This window comes from Bacillus sp. MZGC1, assembly GCF_002998605.1.
In the GTDB taxonomy this organism is placed as follows: Bacteria; Bacillota; Bacilli; order Bacillales; family Bacillaceae; genus Bacillus.
The window spans coordinates 557580-578881 of the sequence record NZ_PVRE01000002.1 but is presented as its reverse complement, the minus strand read 5'-3'; the positions used below and the strand labels follow the sequence as shown (position 1 = coordinate 578881).

Below are 21302 nucleotides of genomic sequence, written 5' to 3'. Positions count from 1 at the left end.
ATTCATTAAGTTTCTGTTGGAAAAAACACACTTTGGACTCTTTTTTTCAAACGGTCCTTCTCTTTCAACAAAAAGAGGCAGCCGAATGAGTGCGGCTACCCTCTGTTCATTCTTTATTATTCATCGTTTAAGTATAATCTGATCGTGGAGCCTTCTTTGACCTTTGTCCCAGCAGCAGGTGATTGCTTCACTACTTTACTGCCAGTTCCTGAGGCATCGATCTTTAGGTTGATCAAGAGGGATTCAAGATCTGAAACAGATCCCCCTACAAGATTCGGTACTTCAATGGTTTTTGTGTCCAGCCACTGATACTTCTTTTCAATTTGGCCTTTTCTTTTTTTCACACCCATCTCAGGCAGGCTGTCCCGCATAATATGACCAACAATTGGTGCGGCCACGGTACCACCAAATTGAATGGTGCCTTTTGGGTTATCCACAGCCACATAGACTACAATACTTGGGTCATCTGCAGGCGCAAATCCGATAAACGACACAATGTGGTTATTCTCCATATACTTTCCGTCCTTTACCTTCTGTGCTGTTCCTGTTTTTCCGCCGACCCGATACCCTTCAACAAATGCATTTCGGCCAGTTCCTTGGGCGACTACACTTTCAAGTGCAAACCTGATTTCTTTAGATGTCTCTGCTGAAATCACTTTCTTTTTGGCAATCGGTGATTGCTTTTTCACGACCTCTTTTGTGATTGGATCTATCCATTCTTTTGCAATATAAGGCGTGTAAAGTGTCCCGCCATTTACCGCAGCTGCTACTGCAGCTACTTGCTGAATCGGCGTAACAGATACACCTTGCCCAAAGGCCGTGGTCGCCTGCTCTACAGGACCTACACGATCAAGCGGGAACAAAATCCCCCGCCCTTCCCCTTGAAGGTCGATTCCTGTTTTTTGACCAAATCCGAAATTTTTAATATAGGAAAATAATTTATCTTTCCCAAGACGGTCTCCTAGCTCTACAAAGCCGGGGTTACAGGAATTTTGAACCACTTCCAAGAATGACTGTGATCCGTGCCCGCCTTTTTTCCAGCACCTAAGTCTTGCACCATCAACTGTCACAGATCCGCTGTCAAAAAATGAATCGCGCTTTAAATTTACTTTCTTTTCTTCTAATGCTGCTGCAAGTGTAATAATTTTAAACGTCGAACCCGGCTCATATGTGCTCCACACCGGAAGATTTCGGTTAAACACTTTTGGGTCAACTGATTGATAGTCAGCTGGATCAAAATCTGGTCTGCTTGACATTCCCAGCACTTCACCATTTTTCGGATTCATCGCAATCGCAATCATACCATCTGGATTATACTTTGCCTGCGCATTGTCTAATTCCCGTTCTATGATGGTTTGTACTTTTGAATCGACTGTTAATTTCATATCAAGACCATCTTTAGGCGGTGTATAATCGTCTGCTTCATCTGGCATTTTCTGCCCTTTTGCATCGGAATAAAACTTCACAGAACCTTTTTCGCCTTTTAGATCATCGTCATAGTAGGCTTCCAGTCCAAGTAAACCTTGATTATCGATTCCAGCAAAGCCCAGTACATGTGAAAGAAAGCTGCCAAACGGATAATGTCTGATGCTGTCTTCTGCTACATACACGCCTTCTAAATCAAGCTCTCTTACTTCTTTTGCTTTTTCATGAGATACCTTTCTGCCCTCAGGAGAAATTCGTTCAATTGATGTTTTCTTCGTGACATGCTTGTACGCTTTCTCTTCAGACATATTCAGTACTGCTGCCAATTTCTTGCTTGTTTCTGCAGGATCTTTAATTTGCCGAGGGACGACCAATATAGATGGGGCACTTTTGTTCGTCGCAAGCTCTACTCCATTCCGGTCCAAAATATCTCCCCGTTCCGGTTCGAATGGAAGGTTTCGGCTCCATGAATCTTTTGCTAAGCTTGTCAGCTTCTCGCCCATAATAAACTGCACATATCCTAATCTAGTATCTATGATGAAAAAAATGATCACCCCAAACAGCAGCACGAAAAGCAATCGTTTTCTCACTGTTACACTTGACACTCGCACGCCCGGTTCACTCCTTACATATGGCTTGTTTTCATCATATGCAGGCCCGTCCTTTTGTAGAACGCTACGTGATATTCAGCTGGAGCAAAAGAAAAAACCTAGCAAGCGGTTTGCTAGGTTTAAAGTTAATTTGGGCTTTTAAATGTCACAGTGACGACTTTGTCTGAAATCTCCGCTCCACTTTTGACACTTTGTTTTACAGCATATCCTTGTCCATTTGTTTCTATATGCACACCGGAAATCGAAGCATATTGAAGGACTTCCCTTCTGGACCAGCCTGTCATATCAGGCATCTTAATGGTTTTCCCTGCTGTTTTCAAGAAGACTTTCTGGCTTTCAGAGAATTCAGAGCCCGCACTCGGCCACTGGCGTTTAATGGAGAGGCCGTCTCCAATGACAACAGGCGCTAAGTGTTTATTTTTGGCTTCTGTTTCCGCCTGCTTCACTTCTAAATCCAGGAATGAAGGCATCGTTTCTTGTTTCACTTTTTCTGCGCCTGATTTTTTATCGTCTGTTTTTGTTGGTGCAATATTTAAATATAGCAGACTATTTTTCATCACAGGGTTAAAGATTTGAGAAACCGGGGCAGACCCTGTTTCTGTTTCAGACAGCTGCGGCTGCTGTACAGCTACATAAACAAGCAGCTTCGGATCATCTTTTGGCGCCATTCCCATAAATGAAAAGACGTAATCGTTTCTTCCTTGGAGGTAACCGCCGGCACCGCCAATTTGTCCCGTTCCTGTTTTTCCAGCAACGTCGAAGCCTTTGATTTGGTAAGGCTGACCTGTTCCAATTTTTGAGGAAACAACCTCACCTAAAATGTCGCGAACTTGCTTCGCTGTATCAGATGAAATCGGTTTTCCTGCTGCTGTTGGTTCGTGCTGCAAAATCGTTTTGTTTGTATTCGGGTCTGTAATATGGTCAATGACATATGGCTTCATCATTGTTCCGCCGTTTGCTATCGCTGTGGCTGCTTCGATTTGTTGAATCGGTGTGATGGCTGACGCTTGACCATAAGCCGTCGATGCTTTGTCATATTCGTATCTATAATTGATTTTGCTAGACGCTTCGTTCGGCAAGTCAATCCCCGTTTTGTCATAGAAATGGAACTTCTGCAAATATTGTTCGTATCGTGTGAAGCCTAGTTTTTCTTTCGCCAGCTTTGCAAAGGCCACGTTTGATGAGCGAAGAACCCCTTGATGAAAGTCAATTTCCCCCCAGCCATTTCCGTTGTTGTGGTCTCTCACAAGGCCGCCGCCTACTTTATAAGTACCAGATTGATATTTGTCACTGCCTTGGTAGACCCCTTCTTGGATCGCCGCAGCGAGGGTAAAAATCTTCATCGTTGAACCTGGTTCAAACGCATATGAAATGACATCATTGTTATAATTCGTAATGTCTAGTTCATTTAAATTAAAGCTTGGCCGCTGCCCCATCGCGAGAACCTTTCCAGTTTTCGGATCAACGACTGTGGCAATGATTTTCTTCGGCTTATACTTTTTGGCAACCTGCGTCATACTTTCTTCAAGAAACGCTTGAATTTTCTGATCGATGGTCAGCGTGACGTTTTTCCCGTCTTTCGGGGCAACAATGTCTTCTTTACTATTCGGCAAGGCCCATCCGCTTCTGTCACTGTTATATGTCACATAGCCGTCTTTCTCTTTTAAATATTTGTTCAGTGCCTTCTCAAGTCCCATTGCACCTGACATGTCCTTTGTCGCCTCATCTAATCTGGCATAACCGATCAGGTTAGAAGCAAACATGCCGTTTGGATAATATCGCTTCGTGTCTTTTTCAAATGCGACCCCTGGAAGCTTTAGCTTTTCAATTTTTTCCTTCGTTGAAAAACTAATATCTTTCCCCGCTTTACCAAACTCAACTTGGAATGCATCTTTTGTATTGAGACGCTTTAAAATTTCATTTTCACTCATGTCGATGACTTTTGAGAGCTCTTTTGCCGTCTTTTCTTTATCGACGACATGCATTGGATGCTTAGGGTCCACTGTCATTTTCTTGCTCATGACCGCAATGAGCTTATACACAGATGTATCCTCAGCAATCACATTTCCATTCCGGTCTAAAATAGATCCTCTTTTGGCTTCAAGTGTTTTCTTCGATTGATATTGTTCATTTGCCTTGGCGGCTAACACTTGTCCATCAACCGTTCCTGTAATCTGAATATAAATAAAACGTGCTAGGATGATAAAGAAAAACAGGGCGAAGCAAATACTTGCAATTGCCGCGCCTCTGTTCATCATTTTATTCTTTTTAGGCATCGCCATGTTAATCGACCTTCTTAACATCTTTCGATATGCTTAAGCCTGCTTTTTTCGCGGCTTCGATGATTCTTTCTGGTTCACTCAGCAAGTCTTTTTCCTTTTGAAGCTCAGTGATCTTCTTCGATTCTAAAGATACTTGCTGTTCTAATTTCTGCACTTCAATATTGGCGTGATAGACAGCAAAGGCTTTAGAAATGATGAGAATGGAGCTGCACATAAGAGCCATGACAAACATGACAAGTAAGATTTTTTCACCAAGTGTGATAGAACCTCTTCTTTTAATGACAACCGATTGGCCTTGCTGCTCTGTTTGATGTTGCTTCACTTCTCTTTGATAAGCCAAATTACTCATAAGAAACCTCCTTTTTATCATCATCTATGGTGTCGTTTTACTTTTTTTCTGCAATTCGGAGCTTCGCTGAACGGGCACGGTTGTTATGTTCCAGCTCTTGTTCTGATGCAACGATCGGTTTTCTCGTGATCAGCTTCAGCTTTGGTTCAAGTCCTTCTGGAATCACTGGTAGTCCGTGCGGAAGTTCTGGAAGAGAAGACATTTCTCTAAATGTACTTTTACAAATCCGGTCTTCAAGTGAATGGAATGTAATGACAGAAATTCTCCCCTTCGGATTGAGTAACTCTATTGCTTGTTCTAGTGCTTCTTCAAATACTTTCAATTCATCATTTACGGCAATTCGAATCGCTTGAAACACTCTTTTCGCTGGATGTCCGCCAGTTCGTCTTGCAGGTGCCGGAATTCCTTCTTTGATAATGTCGACAAGCTCACCCGTTGTTTCAATTGGCGCTTTTTTTCTTGCTTCTTCAATTTTGCGTGCGATTTGCTTGCTGAATTTTTCTTCCCCATATTTGTAGAAAATCCGAACTAGATCTTCAAATGGCCATTCATTCACCACTTTTTTTGCCGACAATGCGGCTGATTGATCCATTCGCATGTCAAGAGGTGCATCATGGTGATAACTAAAGCCTCTCTCTGGTGTGTCGAGCTGAGGAGATGAAACCCCAAGGTCAAAAATCACACCGTCTACGCTTGTAATACCTTGTTCATTCAGACGTTCTTTTAAATATCGGAAGTTGCTTTTTATGAAAAGAATGTTCGCTTTAGAATCCGCGAGCTTCTCTCGTGCATGATCCAGTGCAGCATCGTCTTGGTCAAATCCAATCAATGTTCCTTTTTCTGATAATTGAGATAGTAAATATGAGCTATGACCTGCTCCGCCCAGCGTGCAGTCCACATATGTACCGTCTTCTTTTACGTTTAAACCGTCAACTGTTTCTTTTAATAATACTGTCTCATGTTGAAACATGATGTTATGGTCCCACCTTTTTCAAATAGAAATGAATGTGTAGAAAGCTTGCTGCACAAGGGATTATTATATATCAAATCCAATCATGTTTTCAGCAATTTCAGCAAAAGAATCTTCTTGCTCTTCTGTATATTGTTCCCAGATCGACTTACTCCACAACTCAATTCGATTTGAAACGCCGATGACCACACATTCTTTTTCGAGTTTTGCATATTGGAGTAGGTTTGATGCGATGTTTATACGCCCCTGCTTGTCCAGATCGCATTCGACTGCGCCAGAGAAGAAGAACCGGGTAAACGCACGTGCATCTTTTTTCGTTAGCGGTAGTGCTTTGAGTTTCTCTTCGATTAGTTTCCACTCACTCATAGGGTAGCCAAATAAACATTGATCAAGCCCTCTCGTCAGCACAAACTGTTCTCCGAGACCGTCTCTAAATTTAGCAGGGATGATCATGCGCCCTTTTGAATCAATCGTATGCTGGTATTCACCCATGAACATGATAATCAGAGCCCCACTTTCTCACCCTTACTCTCCACTATCCACCACTTCTCTCCACAAAACTTATTCTACACTGTTTCTACATAAAAAAAAACCCTGAACTAGTCAGGGTTCATTAAAACTTTATTTCAAAGTTTGACAATTTGTTGCTTGTTTTGAAATGAAAATGGCAGATTTTTGAACGTTTTGAAGAATTCTGGTCCATATTTATTTAAAAAATACATGATATTCCAAATTCTTTCTTGCGGGGCGTCCAGTGGTTTTAAACTATTTTCAATCCGTTCAAAGTCCCGAAGGATATATCCTTCCTTCTCTTCCACACGCTGCGCCACCTTTTGATAAACAAATTGAAGCTGGTCTTCGATAAATTTGGCATTTTTATCTAGCAGCTGCTCGAAGTTTGGTTCAATCTCCAGTGCTTCTTGTCTCATCACACCATGAGCATTCGCTAATTCACGTTTGGCCTGTTGAACTGCTTGAACAAAGCTGTCTGGAAGACTTTGTTCAAAGTGCGCTTCTTTCTTTTCATTCACTCCGCTTGTCAGCACTTCTTCTACCGACAGTTCTCTAACCGGCAGTTTCTTGTTGATGTGCCTTTCAAGAATGGTCACATGCAGTCTTGGAAGAACAGGCGCCATCTTTAATTTAAAATGCTCAAAGATTCCTTTCAGTTCTCCCCAATAGTTAACCTCACCGTGTCCTGCCATAAAAGCAAGTGTTGGGAGAAGGCTTTCCTGCATCAAGGGACGCGTCACCACATTGTTGCTAAACCGTTCTGGGTGCTCCTCAACTTCCTGCAGAAGCTCTTCCTTTGTCCATGTAAGCCCCACTTCTGATATAGAAAACCGGCCGTTCTCTTTCTCAATTAGGAAACGTTCCTCATCATATTCGTAAAATAGGTTTGCCTGACTGTCACCAGCTTCAATGATCGGCTGATATCCTGCTCGTTTCATGGCGGCCTGCGTGTCTTTTAAGCGAGCAGTGACTGCATCATTTGTCTCAACAATGTGCTTGAATAACGCACGCTCAAGTGGTTTTACACCTAAGTCACCTGAATTAAATAAAAGCAGTCCATCTTCTTCAAAGAGGTCACTTACAATCCATTCAAAGAAATCAGTAAAGGTTTGTGATTTGCGTAAACATCGAAGAAGCTGATCGAGCAAGTCATTGGTGTACGCAGATTCTTCATATGTTGAAAACACATCACGGAGCCATTTCTCGGTTTTTTCTTGATCAAGCGGGATTCTTTTCGCAGCCGCTTTTTTGACGTTATGTAATGGCAGCTTTTGTTTCACTGGTTCTTTTTCGCCAGACGTGTACACAAAATTAATTTCATCTACGTCATGATCCTCACCGGCTACCCAAAAGACCGGAATCACTGGGATTCCAAGCTCTGTTTCTTTTTCTTTTGCAAACTGAATGATGGATATGATTTTATGTATGGTATAAAGCGGTCCTGTTAATAGACCAGCCTGCTGTCCTCCAACCACCATGACACTCCGTTCATCACGGATCTTTTCAATGTTCTGACGCATCGCTGCCGATTCAAACTTTGCATGGTATGCGCTCATATAATCCGCTAAAGCCTCGCGCGGGAAGCTCATTTCCATGAGATCGTCGTATCTCTTTTTCCATGTGTGCTCAGAATGTATATCATAATCAAAAAAAGTCGTCATCTCTTTTTTTTCTTCTATATAATCACGTATGAATAAATTCTGACTTCGGATGGAAAGTTCAGTCAATTGCATGTTTAGAACTTCCTTTCTTCAATAAATAGTTAGTTTCCCGAAAAAAGTATAGCATGTAAATGATCTCACTCAAAAGATTTTGTTTGCTTTTTTTCCAATACTTCCAAGCTTCGATAAAAGAAAGTGAGATGTGGCGCCGCAACACCTTGAACTTGAGCCTTTTTTAAAAGATAGCCAACGATGGCTTTTCTTTCGGTTTGGCGGCCTTTCACAATATCTTGAAGCATAGACGACTGATTCGCAGCCGTTTTCTCACAAACAGAGATGACATAAGGCCAGAGCCGCTCTTTTTCAGACAATCCCAAGATGGATACCGCTTCATCAAATGCACATTTCATCATGTATTCATATGAGGGGTTTGCGATCAATTTCCCGTTTCTCACATGCAGCAAAGCCGTCAGCGGATTAATACAGACATTGACAAGCAGTTTTTCCTCCAGCACCTTTTTCCATTCATCCGTATAGATCATCTGAAAATGAGATGATGTCTCATTCAATGCATTTTTTATATCAGCTGCTTCCTCATGCTGAAATGCCCCCCACTTGATGACACCAATACCTGTATGGTTCACTGCATGATCTGACATCTTCATAGCCCCGTGTTCTACCACACCTATATATAATGAATGTGCCGTTTTCCAATTCTCCAAATCTAATAAGTGAGCCATTCCGTTCTGTAAAAATAAGATACGCTGACGAGGTAATGTCGATAATTCATCGAGCACATCTTGCAAATGATGATATTTCACTGTCACGATGAGCAAATCAAATACTCCTGTTATTCCTGTCTGTGCATGAACAGCCGCCTGACATGTTTCTCCTTTTACTGTTCGCTGAATGCCTGATGCTCGAATCTCTTCTGCCTGCTCTTTTCTTCTTGTAAAGACCGTGATGTCATGATGCTGTGATAAATAACTAGCACAAAGCAGACCAATCGCACCGCCGCCAATGATTCCAATGTTCAACTGCCGCACTTCCCTTTTTCTGTTTACTTCATTATATCAATTATTGTAACAGGTTCTTGTCGTGATGCAAAAAGCAGATGGCGCGCTATGATTGAATTTTTTTAATTTAAAAACTATAATAATAAGTGTAAAAACTTTTCGAGGCGGGTGGGATGAAAACGCCTTCAATGACATCACTGTCGACATTATGTGTGTAAGGGGGAAGATCATATGGCACAAGTAAAACGACTTCTAATTAATTACAAAACTTTAGAGGAATTTAAACAATTTAAGGAATACGGCATACAAGAGCTATCCATGCTTGAAGACCTTGAAAGCAATATGATTGAAAATGACAGCAACTCTCCATTTTATGGGATTTATTTTGGAGATAAGCTAGTGGCACGTATGAGCCTTTATCAAGTGGACGGCTCAACGACAACGTATTTTAACCACAACCATGATTATTTAGAGCTGTGGAAGCTGGAAGTGCTTTCTGGGTATCAGCGCAAAGGGTACGGCGAAGCACTTGTTGAATTCGCCAAATCGTTCGGATTGCCAATTCGGACCAATCCACGCGTCAAATCTGCCGGTTTTTGGGATAAAATGGGCTTTGAAGCAGTAAAATATGATATGGAGCGCGATAAGGGTGAAAATCCACTCATCTGGGAGCCCGCACATATTCAAAAAAATACAGGTGAATCCGCTTAAAGACTGATCACAAAACGCCCCTCCTTTCTCTGTGAGGGGCGTCTCTTTATTTAGCATATTCTTTTAAGCTGATATTCTGTTTGACTCTTTCAACAATACCAATGAGTGCCCGGTAATCTTCTTCTGTCATTTTTAATTGCCGCTTTAAGTGTTCATTTTCTTCTGTAAGTGACTTCAATTGATGCTGTGCATCTGCCAGTTCCTCGCGTAAATGAGCAGGTCCATCAGGTTCTTTTTCAAGCTGCTCTAAAAACTGAATCACTTCTCGAAGGGTCAATTCAGCCTGAATTGAAGATGTCTTCTCTTCTATGGTTAACGCATGCTGTGGTAAACCAGAGGAATGAATACCGATTTTTTTACGCAGTTCTTTCCGCTGTTTTTTCGCCAGCTCTATGCCTGCCTGATATTGTTTTCTAACGTATGAGTTCCACCTGAAACCACATGCTGCAGCTGTTCTTGACAATGCTTTCCCGACTTCCTCAAATGCGGAAAGCTGCGTTCCTCCATCTCGAATGTGCCTTAAGACGACTTCTGCTAAAAGTAAATCTTCATCTTGTGTCCATGCGTCCTGCCTTGTAATCGTCAATTGATCATCCCCCCTGAATCTGAATACCACATCATATGCGCCTACTAGAGTAGATAGACTATTTGCAGGAGAGAAACCTAAAAAATAGACAAATAAAAAAACGCAAGGGAAGATTCCCTCACGTTTTTTTATCAAGCATTAGTTACTTTTTACGTCTTTGCCTTTGTATGTTCCGCAAGATTTGCAGACACGATGAGAAATTTTCATTTCACCGCATTCTGGGCAAGCTACCATACCAGGTACTTGTAGTTTGAAATGCGTACGACGCAATCTTTTTTTCATTTTAGAAGTTCTTCTAAAAGGTACAGCCATTATTCCCACCTCCTTAAAGAGTTAAGTTAAGATTCATTATTTTCTTCTAAGAGCTTCTTCAAGCCTTCCAGACGCGGATCAATTCGGTTTTGATGTGCATCTTCCGAAATGACCGCCCAGTCATTCCCTTCTTGTGGTGCAGCACCTTTTACATCCGTTTGGTCGCAAAAGATTTGCATCGGCACTTCAAGAAGAATTTCTTCCTTGACTATAGGCGTTAAGTCGATGATGTCGTCTTCTACAATAGAAACGTCTTCATCTTCTATATCGTCTGTCTTATGAAGTACAAATAGTTCTTTCGTTGAAATCGCAAATGGATAATTTACATCAACAAGCGTTCTTGAACAAGGCAATGTCATTTCACCTGTGATGGTTAAATCAAATGCGACTTGCTTTGATTCGATCACTCCAGTCCCTTTCACCTCTACCGGTGAAATGCGACGTATATCTGAATGAAGGCTAGTAAGTTCATTTAAGTCAACCGTCTCATGAAAATCGAAGCTGTTTTTAGCTTTTTGATGTAACTGATAAACTGTCCATTTCAATTGTATCACCTCTAAGAGCAACAAACATGATTATAGCTTTCATCATGTTATTTGTCAATATTTTTTCTTTACAGTCCTTTGTGATGTCAGAGGGTTGTTTGACATCAGTTCGCGGAATGCCTACACTGAAAAAAATGGGCTTCATTTTTCCCTTATGCTACTTTAGCATAGACCATTTAACCATAGCAAGAAAGGCGGAACATCTATTGAAAGCAACAGGAGTCGTTGTCGAGTATAATCCATTTCATTATGGACATGCCTATCATGTTCGTCAGGCGAAAACACATACCTCCTCAGATGTTGCCATTGCCGTCATGAGCGGTTCCTTCCTCCAGCGTGGTGAGCCTGCCATCGTCTCAAAATGGGCGCGGACAAAAATGGCGCTGCAAAACGGTGTAGACATTGTGTGTGAGCTTCCATACATATACGCAGTGCAAAAGGCAGAAACCTTTGCAAACGGTGCTGTGGCGATTCTAGATGCTTTAAAATGCCGCTCCCTTTTTTTCGGCAGCGAGGATGGTGACATTAAAGCATTTGAGCGAACGGCTCATGCTTGGCTTGAGAAAAAAGGAGAAATTGACCTTTTCACAAAAGAAAAGGTGAAAGAAGGCCTTAGTTATCCAGCAGCTGCAGCAGCTGCGTTTCAAGAGGTGATTGATCCTAAGCACTTACTGGATCTGTCCAAGCCAAATAACATTTTAGGTTTCCATTATGTCAAAGCCATCTTGGAGAGATCCCCTCACATGCAGCCCTTTACCTCTCAAAGGATTTCATCTGGTTATCATGATGAAGAACTTCCTAAAAATCAGAAAATCGCAAGCGCAACAAGTATACGAAAAGCCTTAAAAGATCACGGCACATTTGAAACAGTCGCCCCATATCTCCCAGAAGCTACGCTCAAGCAATTACATGACTATCATTCTTCTTATGGTCTTTTACATACGCAAGAAGCCTACTTTAGCTTCTTAAAACAAGTCTTTCACACAATGGATACAGCAGAACTAGAAGGCATCTATGAAATCGAAGAAGGCATCGAACACCGCATGCAAAAGGCGATTTCACATGCGTCCTCCTACGAGGAATATCTATCTCTTGTGAAAACAAAACGATATACGTGGACAAGGCTGCAGCGGATGAATACACATCTCTTAATGAGGGTGAAAAAGAGTGCCATGCATGAGCTGCTGAAAGAGAGAGAAGCGCCTTACATTCGTTTACTTGGTATGTCAAAGAAAGGGCAGCAATACTTATCTCTTGTGAAAAAAGAATTGGACGTGCCGCTCATAAGCAAGCTGTCTGCCTTTTCACATCCCGCACTTGATCTTGATATTCGCGCGTCCCGCGTCTTCAGCCTGCCCGTTAGTGAGCCAATGCAAACGGACTTAACGGAAGCGGAGTTTAAAACCTCACCGATCCGATATGATGAAGAGACTGGTCTCTTCCAGTCTTAACAAAAAGAGCAGCCTTGATGAAGGCTGCTCTTCTTTGATTAAGATGCTTTCTCTTTTAATTTGTTTAAATAGTTCAGGGCATCTTGCATCGTATCTACAGGCACAATTTTCATATCACTTTTAATATCTTTCGCTGTTTTGACAGCATTTCGGTAGTCTGAATTTGAATCACCTTTATCGTTTGGTGCAAAGAATATATCTTTTCCGGCTTTATCTGCCGCCACGACCTTTTGATCGATTCCGCCAATTGGACCGACCGTTCCATCGGCGTCAATCGTCCCCGTTCCCGCAATCGCATAGCCATGTGTTTCGTCTTCTTTTGTGAGCTGGTTATAAATTTCAAGTGACATCATGAGACCTGCTGATGGGCCGCCGATATTTTCAATATCCACCTTAATGGAAGGCGAGACTTTCACATTTCGATCTGTAAATAATGATACACCGATTCCAACTCGATTCGGCTCTTCTTTAAATGGTTTTAACGTCACTTTCTCCGTGATGTCTTTGCCATTTCGTTCAAGGACAAAACGGACAGATGTACCTGCTTTTTTGCTGCTGATATACGAAACCATTTTATCAGCAGAATCATAGGTCTTGCCATCAACGCTTTTGATTCGGTCGCCCACTTCAATTTTGCCGTAAGCAGGCATTCCTTTCATCACGTAGCTAGCATATACCCCGTTAAACGTATAATCTACTTTTTTGCCTGCTTTTGTATACGCTGCAATCATGGCATTTTCTTGAGAGCTTTTCATCAGCTGAAGCTGCCTTTTCATATAATCTTCATCCGACTCCCCGTCCGCTTTAATATTTTCTTCCGGGACGATCTCGTCATATTTATTCATTTTCGCAAGCAAATACGTATACGGATTGGCTGGACCTACTTTTATCGTCATAAGTGAGAAGCTGCCCTTCTCGTCATATCCGCCGTCTACTTGAATGTGGGGAGCAATCTCGGTTGCATCACCCGGCTTTGTCACGTAATATGGCAGTTTGACAAAGGTTAAGCCAAATAATACAAGGATAACGACAAAAAAGCTGAGCCAGCGAATATTCAATTTTTTCATTCGATTAACACTCCCATTTATCAATGACATCTTTCAGTTTACCTGTTAGTTGATCTGCGGCGAGCTCACCTGCTTCAATCATCTCCTGCACCTGTGTAAATGCACTCGAGCTAAATGTTTCAAGCCTCGGCCGGATCATGACATCAGCGTGAATGGTTTGATGGCGGACCAATTCATTTTGAAGGATGTCCAAACTTTGCATAATCACATCCGATAATCTCGTCGCCTTTTCTGTTTTTTTCACCCTTGATACATCAGAGGCGATAATGAGGTCTGCGCCCATTTCTTTTAAAACAGACACAGGAATGCGGTCAACAACCGCTCCATCGACTAGCTGTCTGCCGCCCATTTCATGAGGAACAAACACGCCCGGAATGCTGATGCTTGCTCTGACTGCTTGTGAAACAGACCCTTTTTTAAACACGACCTTCTCCCCTGTCTCGAGGTCACAGGCAACCACCGCAAGGGGCATTCTTAATTCTTCAAATTTCTTCCCATATGTAAACGTGTGAATCAGCTGCAACATTCGATTCCCTTTTAAAAGACCGATTTTTGGCAGTGTATAGTCAGCATAATACTTTCTTCTGAAGACAAGTGCAAGTTTTTTCATTTTTTCTACGTCTTGTCCTGCCGCATAAAAGCTCCCAACAAGTGCGCCAATACTGCTGCCAGCGATCATATCTACCTGAATTCCTTGTTTCTCAAGACTAGATAAAACTCCGATATGCGCCATTCCCCTCGCACCCCCGGAGCCTAACGCAAGTCCAATGACTGGTCGCCTCATGAAAATCCACCCTCCTCTTTTCTATGCATATATACGAATCTATTGGTCTAAACATGCCCCTTCTGCTCGTATAGTAATAGAAGACAGGCTCGGCTAGTGTCTTTCTTTTTTGATCACGAGCTCGCCAATAGATCATAACAGCAAGGGGCGAAATCTCCATGAAAAAATGGAACACTCTGTTCATCGCTGCTTTTTTTATCTTTTTAACAGCCACTGTGATTACACATCCACAAGCCTCTTTGCAAGCGTCTAAAAATGGACTTGCAATGTGGTGGGAGGTTGTATTTCCATCATTGCTTCCTTTTTTTATTTTGTCCGAGCTATTAATTAGTTTCGGGATTGTCAGATTTGTCGGGGTATTATTAGAGCCATTTATGCGCCCCATCTTTCGAGTGCCTGGTGTAGGGGGATTTGTCCTAGCAATGGGAATGGCATCAGGCTTCCCTTCTGGTGCGAAATTAACCACAAGACTCAGGCAGGAAGGACAACTGACACAAATCGAAGCAGAGCGCCTCGTTTCTTTTACAAATTCATCGAATCCATTGTTTATTTTCGGTGCGGTGGCTGTTGGTTTTTTTCATCATCCAGCTTTAGGGATTGTTTTGGCATGCGCACATTATTTAGGGAATCTCGCTGTTGGTGTGACGATGCGGGGATATAAAGCGCGGCATGATGCACATCTGAGAAGCCGTAAGCGATTTTTATTTCCATCGTTTCAAGAGGCATTCAGCGCTCTTCATACAGCAAGACTCGCAGAGAAAAGACCGCTCGGCCAAATTTTAAGTGATGCGGTGATGTCATCAGTCCAAACTCTCTTTATGATTGGCGGCTTTATTATCTTATTTTCTGTATTTAGTAAAATGCTGTCAGTTGTTCATGTGACGGACCTCTTATCCATAGGGATCGGATATATGCTGCAAACGATGCATCTTCCGCCAGAATTAGATCTTGCGATGATTGCCGGTTTATTTGAAATCACATTAGGAAGTCAGCTGACAGGGTCACAGGAAGTCACCCTTCTTGCTAAAACGATTGTCGTCAGCTTTATATTAGGATTCAGCGGGTTTTCTGTTCAAGCTCAGGTCGCTGGCATTCTGGCGGCAACAGATATACGCTTTAAACCGTTTTTCTTCGCTCGTTTGCTTCACGGAATTTATGCAGCTGTTTTTGCCTTTTTATTGTTCAAGCCTCTTTATGTCTCTCGATCTGACATGGCTCTCCCAGCAGGTGCCTTTGAAGCAAGCCAGCAGGTCGTCGTGTACAGCAGTGTGCTTTGGAATCAGCTTGTGACAGCTGGCCCATTGATCACGCTATGCAGCTTGATCTTGTATATCGCGCTATACTATCAGAAATTTAAAAAAGGATGAGTGCACGGTGCACTCATCCTTTAAATTTTTCTTTCAGCGCTGCTTCTACCTCTTTTGGGACAAGATCTTTGACTGATCCATGATATTTCGCTACTTCTTTGACAATGCTGGAACTTAAGAAGGAATATTGATTGTTGGTCATCATGAAAAACGTTTCAATTTCATCGTTTAACACTTTATTCATTGATGTGCCTTGCATTTCATATTCAAAGTCCGTCACAGCTCTTAATCCGCGTAAAATAACTTTGGCTTCTTTTTGTTTCGCATAATCAATAAGCAGACCGTGAAAGGATTCAACTTTGATATTTGGCAGATCCTTCGTCGCCTGGCGAATGAGCTCACACCGTTCTTCAACGGTAAATAACGGTTGTTTGGATGAGTTATTTAGTACACATACATACACTTCATCAAAGATATTTGCACCTCTTTTGATGATATCCAAATGGCCCAATGTGACTGGATCAAAGCTACCCGGACAAACGGCTATGTTTCCCATGCTTTAATTTCCCCGCTTTCTATAGATCGTAATACCAGTCAACCCGTACAGTTCCTGTCTTGATATGTAAAGCTGTCCAGCTTCCTCTGGCAGTGTGACGTCCTTATCATGCTCACACACGATCACGCCGTCATCTGTTAATAAGGCATGCTCGTCAATCATTTCAAGAAGTGCTTTCAGCTGTTGATCTTTATAAGGCGGATCAAGAAAGATCGCTTGAAAGGATTCCTCTCGTTTCACAACGGCTGAGAGTGCACGCTTTGCCTCGTTTCGAAACACTTCACTTTGATCGAGCAGCGACAATTGGTTGAGGTTTCCTTTAATCGTCTGAATTGCCTTCATATCTCGATCAACGAAAATGCAATGATCGAATCCTCTGGAAAGCGCTTCAATTCCTAAACCACCGCTTCCCGCAAATAAATCAAGGGCCCATCCGCCATCAAAATACGGGCCGATCATATTAAATATAGATTCTTTTACTTTATCTGTCGTCGGTCTTGTTGATTGACCTGGTACCGCTTTAAGTGTGCGGCCTTTTCTCGTTCCAGAGATGACTCTCATTTTCCCACCACTTTTTCTGCTTGCTTCTATTGGTTATTGTTTATGACAAAAAATTCAACATTATCTTACCACAACACTCCGCAGGGGACAATGCAAGGATTTTCATTCATTTTCTATGTATAGATCAAGGAATGCGGGGTCATACTATTTATAACAGCATCTGATGTGGTGCTGTTGCCAACCGCGGAGAAGACTTACGTTTCCCCATAAGTTCTTCCTCCGGTTTCTCCTCTCCCTTTGCCTTCTCCTTAATGAATCATTAAGAATAGAAGGACCCCGCGGGTGATGCCGCGGGGATTTTTTTGTGTCTTTAAAAGCCCACTTTATAATCATACTCTTTTGCTTTGTCCAATTTGGATTCGTACTCTAATTTAATAAAAGGTTTATATGAAGGCTCAACACGCTTCACAAATGGCAATGAGCTGAGCTTAGCCATATGACGCTCGAGATCATTCATATCACAATAGATCACTGCATACTTCATTTTCCTTGAAATATAGTGAACATTTCCAAATTTTCTTAGCGCCTTTGACTGCTTTAACGAATGCAGCCAAACGACCATCCCTTGACGTTTGGTTTCCATCTTTTCACCTGCCGCTTTTTCAATTCTTTTCAGTCATTATGTAAAAGACGAGACATTCAAGTCTCGTCAAGATACTTTACAGCCACAGCTGCCACCTGATCCACAGCCACCGCCGCATGATGATAGACCATCAAAATATGGGTTCCCTGTTGGAACTTTGATATATGCTGATACAGCTTGACCGATTTCAATACTAATCTCATCTAAGATGGATTGAATCGCTGTTTCTGCTTTTTTGAAATCAACCACTGTATCGTGAAGATCTAACTTTCTTTTGACCTCACGCATTTCCTTTGAGATCGTTCTATAGTCCGGATGGTATTTGCCGAACCGCTGCACATCCTCATATTGCTCTTTTACTTTTGTAAAATGGGCAATAATTTGTTGGGCTTCTTCGTCTTGCTGGAGACGCTTAAAGCAGTTGCGGTAATGTTCAGCCTCCTCCGACTGAAGAATCATGGCAGCCAATTGATTCGCTTCCTCTTGGAGCTCCACAGATTCGATTGTCGCATACATAAATGTTGCACCTCCAATTCATAGTTTACCACGAAACCTATGGATCAGAAAATGCTTTTACGTGACAAATACATCCCATGTTTCTCTTTTCTGCTTATATTCTGGATGACGAGAATTGAGCACAACGGTCATTTTATGCTTTCCTTTTGAAAGATGCTTGACCACAAATGCAGCAGTATACTCATTGCCTGCACGTTTTCCGTCTACATACACTGTAAAATATCCCGTCTTCTCATTCTTTTTTAGACGCGAAGGTTCAAGATGAAAATCTTGTAGTGTACTTTCTATATAGACAGAAGACCCCTGCACTTTGTATTTTAAAAAGCCTTGCTGCTTCATTTCGCTTTCGGCTTGCTGCATCACTGGTACAGCTGGATCTTGCTTCATGACTTGCTTCTCTCCATGTTGACTTTGACACCCGGTGACAAGAAAAAGCAATGCGCATATTGACAGCATCCATTTCATCTTCTGATTCTCCTTTCATCTACTTTTATAGGATGCTCAGGAAATAGACATCTTAATCAACTCAAAAAAGCCTCACCCGGCTCCATTTTGATTGCGCATTGCTTGGAACATTTGAATCATCATTTCAGCCATTTGAACACTGTTGCTCAACTGACTCACACGATGAGGAATGGTTTTTTCGTAAAAATTCATTTTATCTAATTCAAAGGACGATAGCTTTTCAGGATGTCGAGTCAGCTGTCTGTACCAGAGAGGACGCTGTCTGATGAATTTGATTCGATCCTCTTCGGCCATGACAAACTCCTGTACTTCTTTCCGCACCAAAAGCATCCCCTTTCAATTAATCTTTCCTGAAGGAGAATGGGTGCTGACTGCCTCCAGATGAACCTTTCTTTGAGCCATTTGATGAAAATTGTCCGAGTAAGCTTTGTAAAGAGGAAATAGACTGGCTCATTTTGTTGATTTGTTCATTCATTTGATCAGCGTCCATTTTTTTCACGGCAGAAACCATTTTAGACATAAAATCTGCTTTTCCCAATTCACTTGGCTTAGAGGCTTTTTCTTCTTTACCGCCTTCAGATTGCGTTTGCCGGTAAGGAGACCACATCTCGTCTTCTTCACCAAACATGATCCAATTTTCGTATACACTTTGCCAGCTTTTTTCTTGCGTTTGCACTTCTTGAATTAACTTCGGATGGCGTCTGACGAATTGTTTAAATTCATCAATGGATGTTTGTTTTTGTTTGTTTGTCATATCCTCACCCCCCATACAAATGCCTACTATACTATATACACCAGCAGCTATTTTGGTGAGCCTCTTTTTCAATCAAAAAAACAGCTGCGATTGTGCAGCTGCTTTCGTTTAAGATGTTTTCTTGATGAAGTTTTGAGTGTAGTATTTTTCTTTCACACCTACGCCAAGGTGTGTGTAATCTTTATTTAATAACGCCTTCCTATGACCTTCACTATTGAGCCAGCCTTCTACCGCTGCAGGTCCATCTACATAATTATAGGCAATGTTTTCACCTGCGAGCTGAAATGCCACCTCGCCTCTTTCTAACCGATCTTTCAGCGTACCGTATTTTTTTGATTCATGGGAGAAATAATGATTCTCTTTCATGTCCTCACTATGCATGAATGCCACTTCAGAGGTTTCATCATCCCACCTTAAGGTCGGCAGTTTGTACTTATGACGGATAATATTGGTCATATCAAAAATTTGTTTTTGACTGGAAGCTTCGATCTCTTTCCATTTTTCACCTGATATTGCCTCAGGTTCTATCAATTGACCACGATAGACGACCTCATATGGCTTTTGTTTCACAAATGTATCTGCGTTAAACGCCCTGATACTTGAAAGAGTGCTTTCAAACTTATCCATGTAAAGCTGAACATACACATCATCTCCCACTTTCACAGTGGGTCTTGTATTCATATCATCTTCTGAGAATTCAAAGCGGTATGAATTTTGTTCATCCTCTACATGAATGTAAGGTGCAATTTGTGTTTTTTTAAATACTTCACTTGTGGCTTGACCGATTTTAAACGGTTCGACATTGAGCCCGTCTCCTGTTGCAAACAGGGTCACCACTTTACTATCCTTTACCCCTACTTGAATATAGTGCTTCTTCGATTGGTTGTATATCCACCAGTCATAATCATATGCGGAAGGATCAATGCGATCTGGTTCTCCCAGCTGTTTAAGCACTTCGTTTGAAGATTTCCCCATAAAGGACATGAGCCCCTTTTTCGGGATGTTGATCGGCTTATCGCTAGATGTTTCTTCATTAGACACCTTCGGTTCATTGCTGTTTTCTTTTTCTGGTGAAGATCCATATTGAATAAACAGAACGTACGTTCCAGATATAATCAGGAGGATGAGGAGTGTTTTGAGCACAGTTTTCAAATAAACACCTCCGTTAAATTGGCAAGGTACAAAAAGTACCTTCTACTGTCATTTAAACAAAACTCGCTTCATTTATCAACGACAATACAGCCTATTTAACACGAATTTAAAATATGCCCCTCTTAATGAAGAAATCCTTGCCCGTGATCTTGATCCTGTTGAGAGATTTCTGTCAGTGCATCTCCCGCGCGATCATTTGATAAATCTTCGACTGATAAATCTCCAAGAGCGACAATCCCTGTTAATGCGCCATTTTTCACAACAGGAATGCGGCGGAGCTGGTGCTCTGACATCAGCCGGACAATTTCTTCAAGCGTTGCATCTTCTTCAGCTGTCAGTACTTCCTTCGTCATCAGCGAGCCCACTTCCTGTGAGTTTGGCTTTTTTTCTGCAATGCCTCTGAGTACAAGGTCACGGTCTGTCACTATGCCAACGAGCTGATCTCCGTCAACCACCGGAATGGCCCCAATGTCCGCGTCTCTCATTTTGACTGCCGCTTCATACGTATTGTCGTCTTGCTGACATGTCACTACTTTTTTTGTCATAATATCTTTGATTTTTTTCGTTTTCACATCGATTCCTCCATCTATTATTTTCTTTATTACTGTAACCAGGTTATAAAAGAACATACCTTTCACAGTTGAAAGTTTAACGCTTTCATACTATGATTGTCAGTAAAGGGAATTTTTATAAGGAGGGGTTTTGGGTGAAGTTTGAAGGTACGGGGATTGAAAAGGTAGCAGCTGACTTAAATAAATTAGATTTCATCATGGAAAGTGAAGGATTTGTACGAGCCGATCAATGGGATTATGAGCGTGTGACGTACGACAGAAAGTATAACATGGTAGAGGGAACCTTTTATTTACGGATTTCCGGCTACGCCACCGAAGGAGATGTTGGTTCCAAAAGAGCACACATACAGCTTCTAACACCTTTACTTGGAAAACATTATTATCCGCACGGTGTTGAATACGGCGAAGGCGAAGATTTCCCTAAATCTCTCATCCAATCAAGCAAGAAAACGCTTGAACAGCTGAAAGATAAACTAGAAGCAATGACTGCTGAAGCATAAAAGAAGACAAAGGGCTAAAATCAAGATCATTTTAGCCCTTTGTCAACAATCTG

25 protein-coding genes are annotated in these 21302 nt (G+C 41.8%); 4 read left to right on the top strand and 21 right to left on the bottom strand.

What is annotated here, in order from left to right:
* Nucleotides 1–116 precede the first annotated feature (116 nt).
* The 7 genes from C6Y06_RS08165 to C6Y06_RS08130 form a co-directional block, all read right to left on the bottom strand.
* A complete protein-coding gene (locus tag C6Y06_RS08165) occupies nt 117–2036 on the bottom strand; it encodes a stage V sporulation protein D (RefSeq protein ID WP_106036772.1) in 1920 nt (639 codons plus the stop codon).
* A gap of 125 nt (nt 2037–2161) precedes the next feature.
* On the bottom strand, nt 2162–4312 hold the full coding sequence (locus tag C6Y06_RS08155; RefSeq protein WP_223251443.1) for a penicillin-binding protein: 2151 nt from the start codon (nt 4310–4312) through the stop codon (nt 2162–2164).
* Between the two features lie 7 nt (nt 4313–4319).
* A complete protein-coding gene (ftsL, locus tag C6Y06_RS08150) occupies nt 4320–4667 on the bottom strand; it encodes a cell division protein FtsL (protein ID WP_012009864.1) in 348 nt (115 codons plus the stop codon).
* 37 nt (nt 4668–4704) lie between these two features.
* Nucleotides 4705–5637: a 16S rRNA (cytosine(1402)-N(4))-methyltransferase RsmH gene (rsmH, locus tag C6Y06_RS08145; protein ID WP_003210993.1), complete on the bottom strand. Its 933-nt coding sequence runs from the start codon at nt 5635–5637 to the stop codon at nt 4705–4707.
* Between the two features lie 66 nt (nt 5638–5703).
* Nucleotides 5704–6135, bottom strand: a complete 432-nt coding sequence (gene mraZ / locus C6Y06_RS08140; protein WP_060596189.1) for a division/cell wall cluster transcriptional repressor MraZ — start codon at nt 6133–6135, stop codon at nt 5704–5706.
* 128 nt (nt 6136–6263) lie between these two features.
* Nucleotides 6264–7883, bottom strand: a complete 1620-nt coding sequence (bshC, locus tag C6Y06_RS08135) for a bacillithiol biosynthesis cysteine-adding enzyme BshC (RefSeq protein ID WP_106036770.1) — start codon at nt 7881–7883, stop codon at nt 6264–6266.
* A gap of 65 nt (nt 7884–7948) precedes the next feature.
* Nucleotides 7949–8848: a 2-dehydropantoate 2-reductase gene (locus C6Y06_RS08130; protein WP_106036769.1), complete on the bottom strand. Its 900-nt coding sequence runs from the start codon at nt 8846–8848 to the stop codon at nt 7949–7951.
* Between the two features lie 210 nt (nt 8849–9058).
* Between C6Y06_RS08130 and C6Y06_RS08125 the strand changes: the two genes are divergently transcribed.
* Nucleotides 9059–9538 carry an N-acetyltransferase gene (locus C6Y06_RS08125; RefSeq protein ID WP_106036768.1) on the top strand — a complete coding sequence of 160 codons (480 nt, stop codon included), beginning with the start codon at nt 9059–9061 and terminating at the stop codon, nt 9536–9538.
* Nucleotides 9539–9584: 46 nt separating this feature from the next.
* On the opposite strand, the gene gerR is transcribed toward C6Y06_RS08125, so the two are convergent.
* From gerR to C6Y06_RS08110, 3 genes are all read right to left on the bottom strand, one after another.
* Nucleotides 9585–10124 carry a sporulation-specific transcriptional regulator GerR gene (gene gerR, locus C6Y06_RS08120; protein WP_060596186.1) on the bottom strand — a complete coding sequence of 180 codons (540 nt, stop codon included), beginning with the start codon at nt 10122–10124 and terminating at the stop codon, nt 9585–9587.
* 138 nt (nt 10125–10262) lie between these two features.
* On the bottom strand, nt 10263–10436 hold the full coding sequence (gene rpmF, locus C6Y06_RS08115) for a 50S ribosomal protein L32 (protein WP_008354700.1): 174 nt from the start codon (nt 10434–10436) through the stop codon (nt 10263–10265).
* A gap of 26 nt (nt 10437–10462) precedes the next feature.
* Nucleotides 10463–10981 (bottom strand): YceD family protein, encoded by a 519-nt coding sequence (locus tag C6Y06_RS08110; RefSeq protein WP_034662575.1) that lies wholly within the window; start codon nt 10979–10981, stop codon nt 10463–10465.
* Between the two features lie 206 nt (nt 10982–11187).
* Here C6Y06_RS08110 and C6Y06_RS08105 point away from each other — a divergent pair, with 206 nt between their 5' ends.
* On the top strand, nt 11188–12432 hold the full coding sequence (locus C6Y06_RS08105; protein ID WP_060596400.1) for a nucleotidyltransferase: 1245 nt from the start codon (nt 11188–11190) through the stop codon (nt 12430–12432).
* Nucleotides 12433–12470: 38 nt separating this feature from the next.
* Here C6Y06_RS08105 and C6Y06_RS08100 read toward each other — a convergent pair whose 3' ends face one another.
* Both C6Y06_RS08100 and C6Y06_RS08095 read right to left on the bottom strand, forming a co-directional pair.
* Nucleotides 12471–13499, bottom strand: a complete 1029-nt coding sequence (locus C6Y06_RS08100; RefSeq protein ID WP_060596185.1) for a SepM family pheromone-processing serine protease — start codon at nt 13497–13499, stop codon at nt 12471–12473.
* A 4-nt stretch (nt 13500–13503) separates the two neighbouring features.
* A complete protein-coding gene (locus C6Y06_RS08095) occupies nt 13504–14283 on the bottom strand; it encodes a patatin-like phospholipase family protein (protein WP_034662583.1) in 780 nt (259 codons plus the stop codon).
* Between the two features lie 158 nt (nt 14284–14441).
* Between C6Y06_RS08095 and ylbJ the strand changes: the two genes are divergently transcribed.
* The gene (gene ylbJ, locus C6Y06_RS08090) at nt 14442–15650 is read left to right on the top strand and encodes a sporulation integral membrane protein YlbJ (protein ID WP_106036766.1); all 1209 of its coding nucleotides are present in this window, start codon (nt 14442–14444) and stop codon (nt 15648–15650) included.
* Between the two features lie 13 nt (nt 15651–15663).
* Here the strand turns inward: ylbJ and coaD are convergent, their stop codons facing one another.
* From coaD to C6Y06_RS08045, 9 genes are all read right to left on the bottom strand, one after another.
* Nucleotides 15664–16146: a pantetheine-phosphate adenylyltransferase gene (gene coaD, locus C6Y06_RS08085; protein WP_106036765.1), complete on the bottom strand. Its 483-nt coding sequence runs from the start codon at nt 16144–16146 to the stop codon at nt 15664–15666.
* A gap of 3 nt (nt 16147–16149) precedes the next feature.
* Entirely contained in the window at nt 16150–16737 is a 588-nt protein-coding gene (gene rsmD / locus C6Y06_RS08080) for a 16S rRNA (guanine(966)-N(2))-methyltransferase RsmD (RefSeq protein ID WP_258182064.1), read from the bottom strand.
* Nucleotides 16738–17017: 280 nt separating this feature from the next.
* Nucleotides 17018–17290, bottom strand: a complete 273-nt coding sequence (locus C6Y06_RS08075) for a YlbG family protein (RefSeq protein WP_003212137.1) — start codon at nt 17288–17290, stop codon at nt 17018–17020.
* Nucleotides 17291–17356: 66 nt separating this feature from the next.
* Nucleotides 17357–17806, bottom strand: coding sequence for a regulatory iron-sulfur-containing complex subunit RicF (ricF, locus tag C6Y06_RS08070; RefSeq protein ID WP_007499807.1), 450 nt, complete (start codon nt 17804–17806; stop codon nt 17357–17359).
* A 57-nt stretch (nt 17807–17863) separates the two neighbouring features.
* Entirely contained in the window at nt 17864–18271 is a 408-nt protein-coding gene (locus C6Y06_RS08065) for a hypothetical protein (protein WP_060596181.1), read from the bottom strand.
* A gap of 72 nt (nt 18272–18343) precedes the next feature.
* Nucleotides 18344–18592 carry a YlbE-like family protein gene (locus tag C6Y06_RS08060; RefSeq protein ID WP_034318044.1) on the bottom strand — a complete coding sequence of 83 codons (249 nt, stop codon included), beginning with the start codon at nt 18590–18592 and terminating at the stop codon, nt 18344–18346.
* 19 nt (nt 18593–18611) lie between these two features.
* Nucleotides 18612–19025, bottom strand: a complete 414-nt coding sequence (locus C6Y06_RS08055) for a YlbD family protein (RefSeq protein WP_034662600.1) — start codon at nt 19023–19025, stop codon at nt 18612–18614.
* Between the two features lie 108 nt (nt 19026–19133).
* Entirely contained in the window at nt 19134–20177 is a 1044-nt protein-coding gene (locus C6Y06_RS08050) for a CAP domain-containing protein (protein WP_060596180.1), read from the bottom strand.
* Between the two features lie 122 nt (nt 20178–20299).
* Entirely contained in the window at nt 20300–20722 is a 423-nt protein-coding gene (locus C6Y06_RS08045; protein ID WP_034663862.1) for a CBS domain-containing protein, read from the bottom strand.
* 161 nt (nt 20723–20883) lie between these two features.
* Here C6Y06_RS08045 and C6Y06_RS08040 point away from each other — a divergent pair, with 161 nt between their 5' ends.
* A complete protein-coding gene (locus tag C6Y06_RS08040) occupies nt 20884–21249 on the top strand; it encodes a YugN family protein (RefSeq protein ID WP_060596179.1) in 366 nt (121 codons plus the stop codon).
* The last annotated feature ends 53 nt before the right edge of the window (nt 21250–21302 follow it).

Bases quoted from the DNA above. Each gene is read 5' to 3' on its own strand.
- mraZ (WP_060596189.1), bottom strand. From the start codon at position 6,135: ATGTTCATGGGTGAATACCAGCATACGATTGATTCAAAAGGGCGCATG.
- ylbJ (WP_106036766.1), top strand. From the start codon at position 14,442: ATGAAAAAATGGAACACTCTGTTCATCGCTGCTTTTTTTATCTTTTTA.
- ricF (WP_007499807.1), bottom strand. From the start codon at position 17,806: ATGTATGCGACAATCGAATCTGTGGAGCTCCAAGAGGAAGCGAATCAA.
- C6Y06_RS08055 (WP_034662600.1), bottom strand. From the start codon at position 19,025: ATGACAAACAAACAAAAACAAACATCCATTGATGAATTTAAACAATTC.
- rpmF (WP_008354700.1), bottom strand. From the start codon at position 10,436: ATGGCTGTACCTTTTAGAAGAACTTCTAAAATGAAAAAAAGATTGCGT.
- C6Y06_RS08155 (WP_223251443.1), bottom strand. From the start codon at position 4,312: ATGCCTAAAAAGAATAAAATGATGAACAGAGGCGCGGCAATTGCAAGT.
- coaD (WP_106036765.1), bottom strand. From the start codon at position 16,146: ATGGGAAACATAGCCGTTTGTCCGGGTAGCTTTGATCCAGTCACATTG.
- C6Y06_RS08095 (WP_034662583.1), bottom strand. From the start codon at position 14,283: ATGAGGCGACCAGTCATTGGACTTGCGTTAGGCTCCGGGGGTGCGAGG.
- rsmH (WP_003210993.1), bottom strand. From the start codon at position 5,637: ATGTTTCAACATGAGACAGTATTATTAAAAGAAACAGTTGACGGTTTA.
- C6Y06_RS08075 (WP_003212137.1), bottom strand. From the start codon at position 17,290: ATGGAAACCAAACGTCAAGGGATGGTCGTTTGGCTGCATTCGTTAAAG.
- C6Y06_RS08045 (WP_034663862.1), bottom strand. From the start codon at position 20,722: ATGACAAAAAAAGTAGTGACATGTCAGCAAGACGACAATACGTATGAA.
- C6Y06_RS08100 (WP_060596185.1), bottom strand. From the start codon at position 13,499: ATGAAAAAATTGAATATTCGCTGGCTCAGCTTTTTTGTCGTTATCCTT.
- C6Y06_RS08125 (WP_106036768.1), top strand. From the start codon at position 9,059: ATGGCACAAGTAAAACGACTTCTAATTAATTACAAAACTTTAGAGGAA.
- ftsL (WP_012009864.1), bottom strand. From the start codon at position 4,667: ATGAGTAATTTGGCTTATCAAAGAGAAGTGAAGCAACATCAAACAGAG.
- bshC (WP_106036770.1), bottom strand. From the start codon at position 7,883: ATGCAATTGACTGAACTTTCCATCCGAAGTCAGAATTTATTCATACGT.
- C6Y06_RS08065 (WP_060596181.1), bottom strand. From the start codon at position 18,271: ATGAAATGGATGCTGTCAATATGCGCATTGCTTTTTCTTGTCACCGGG.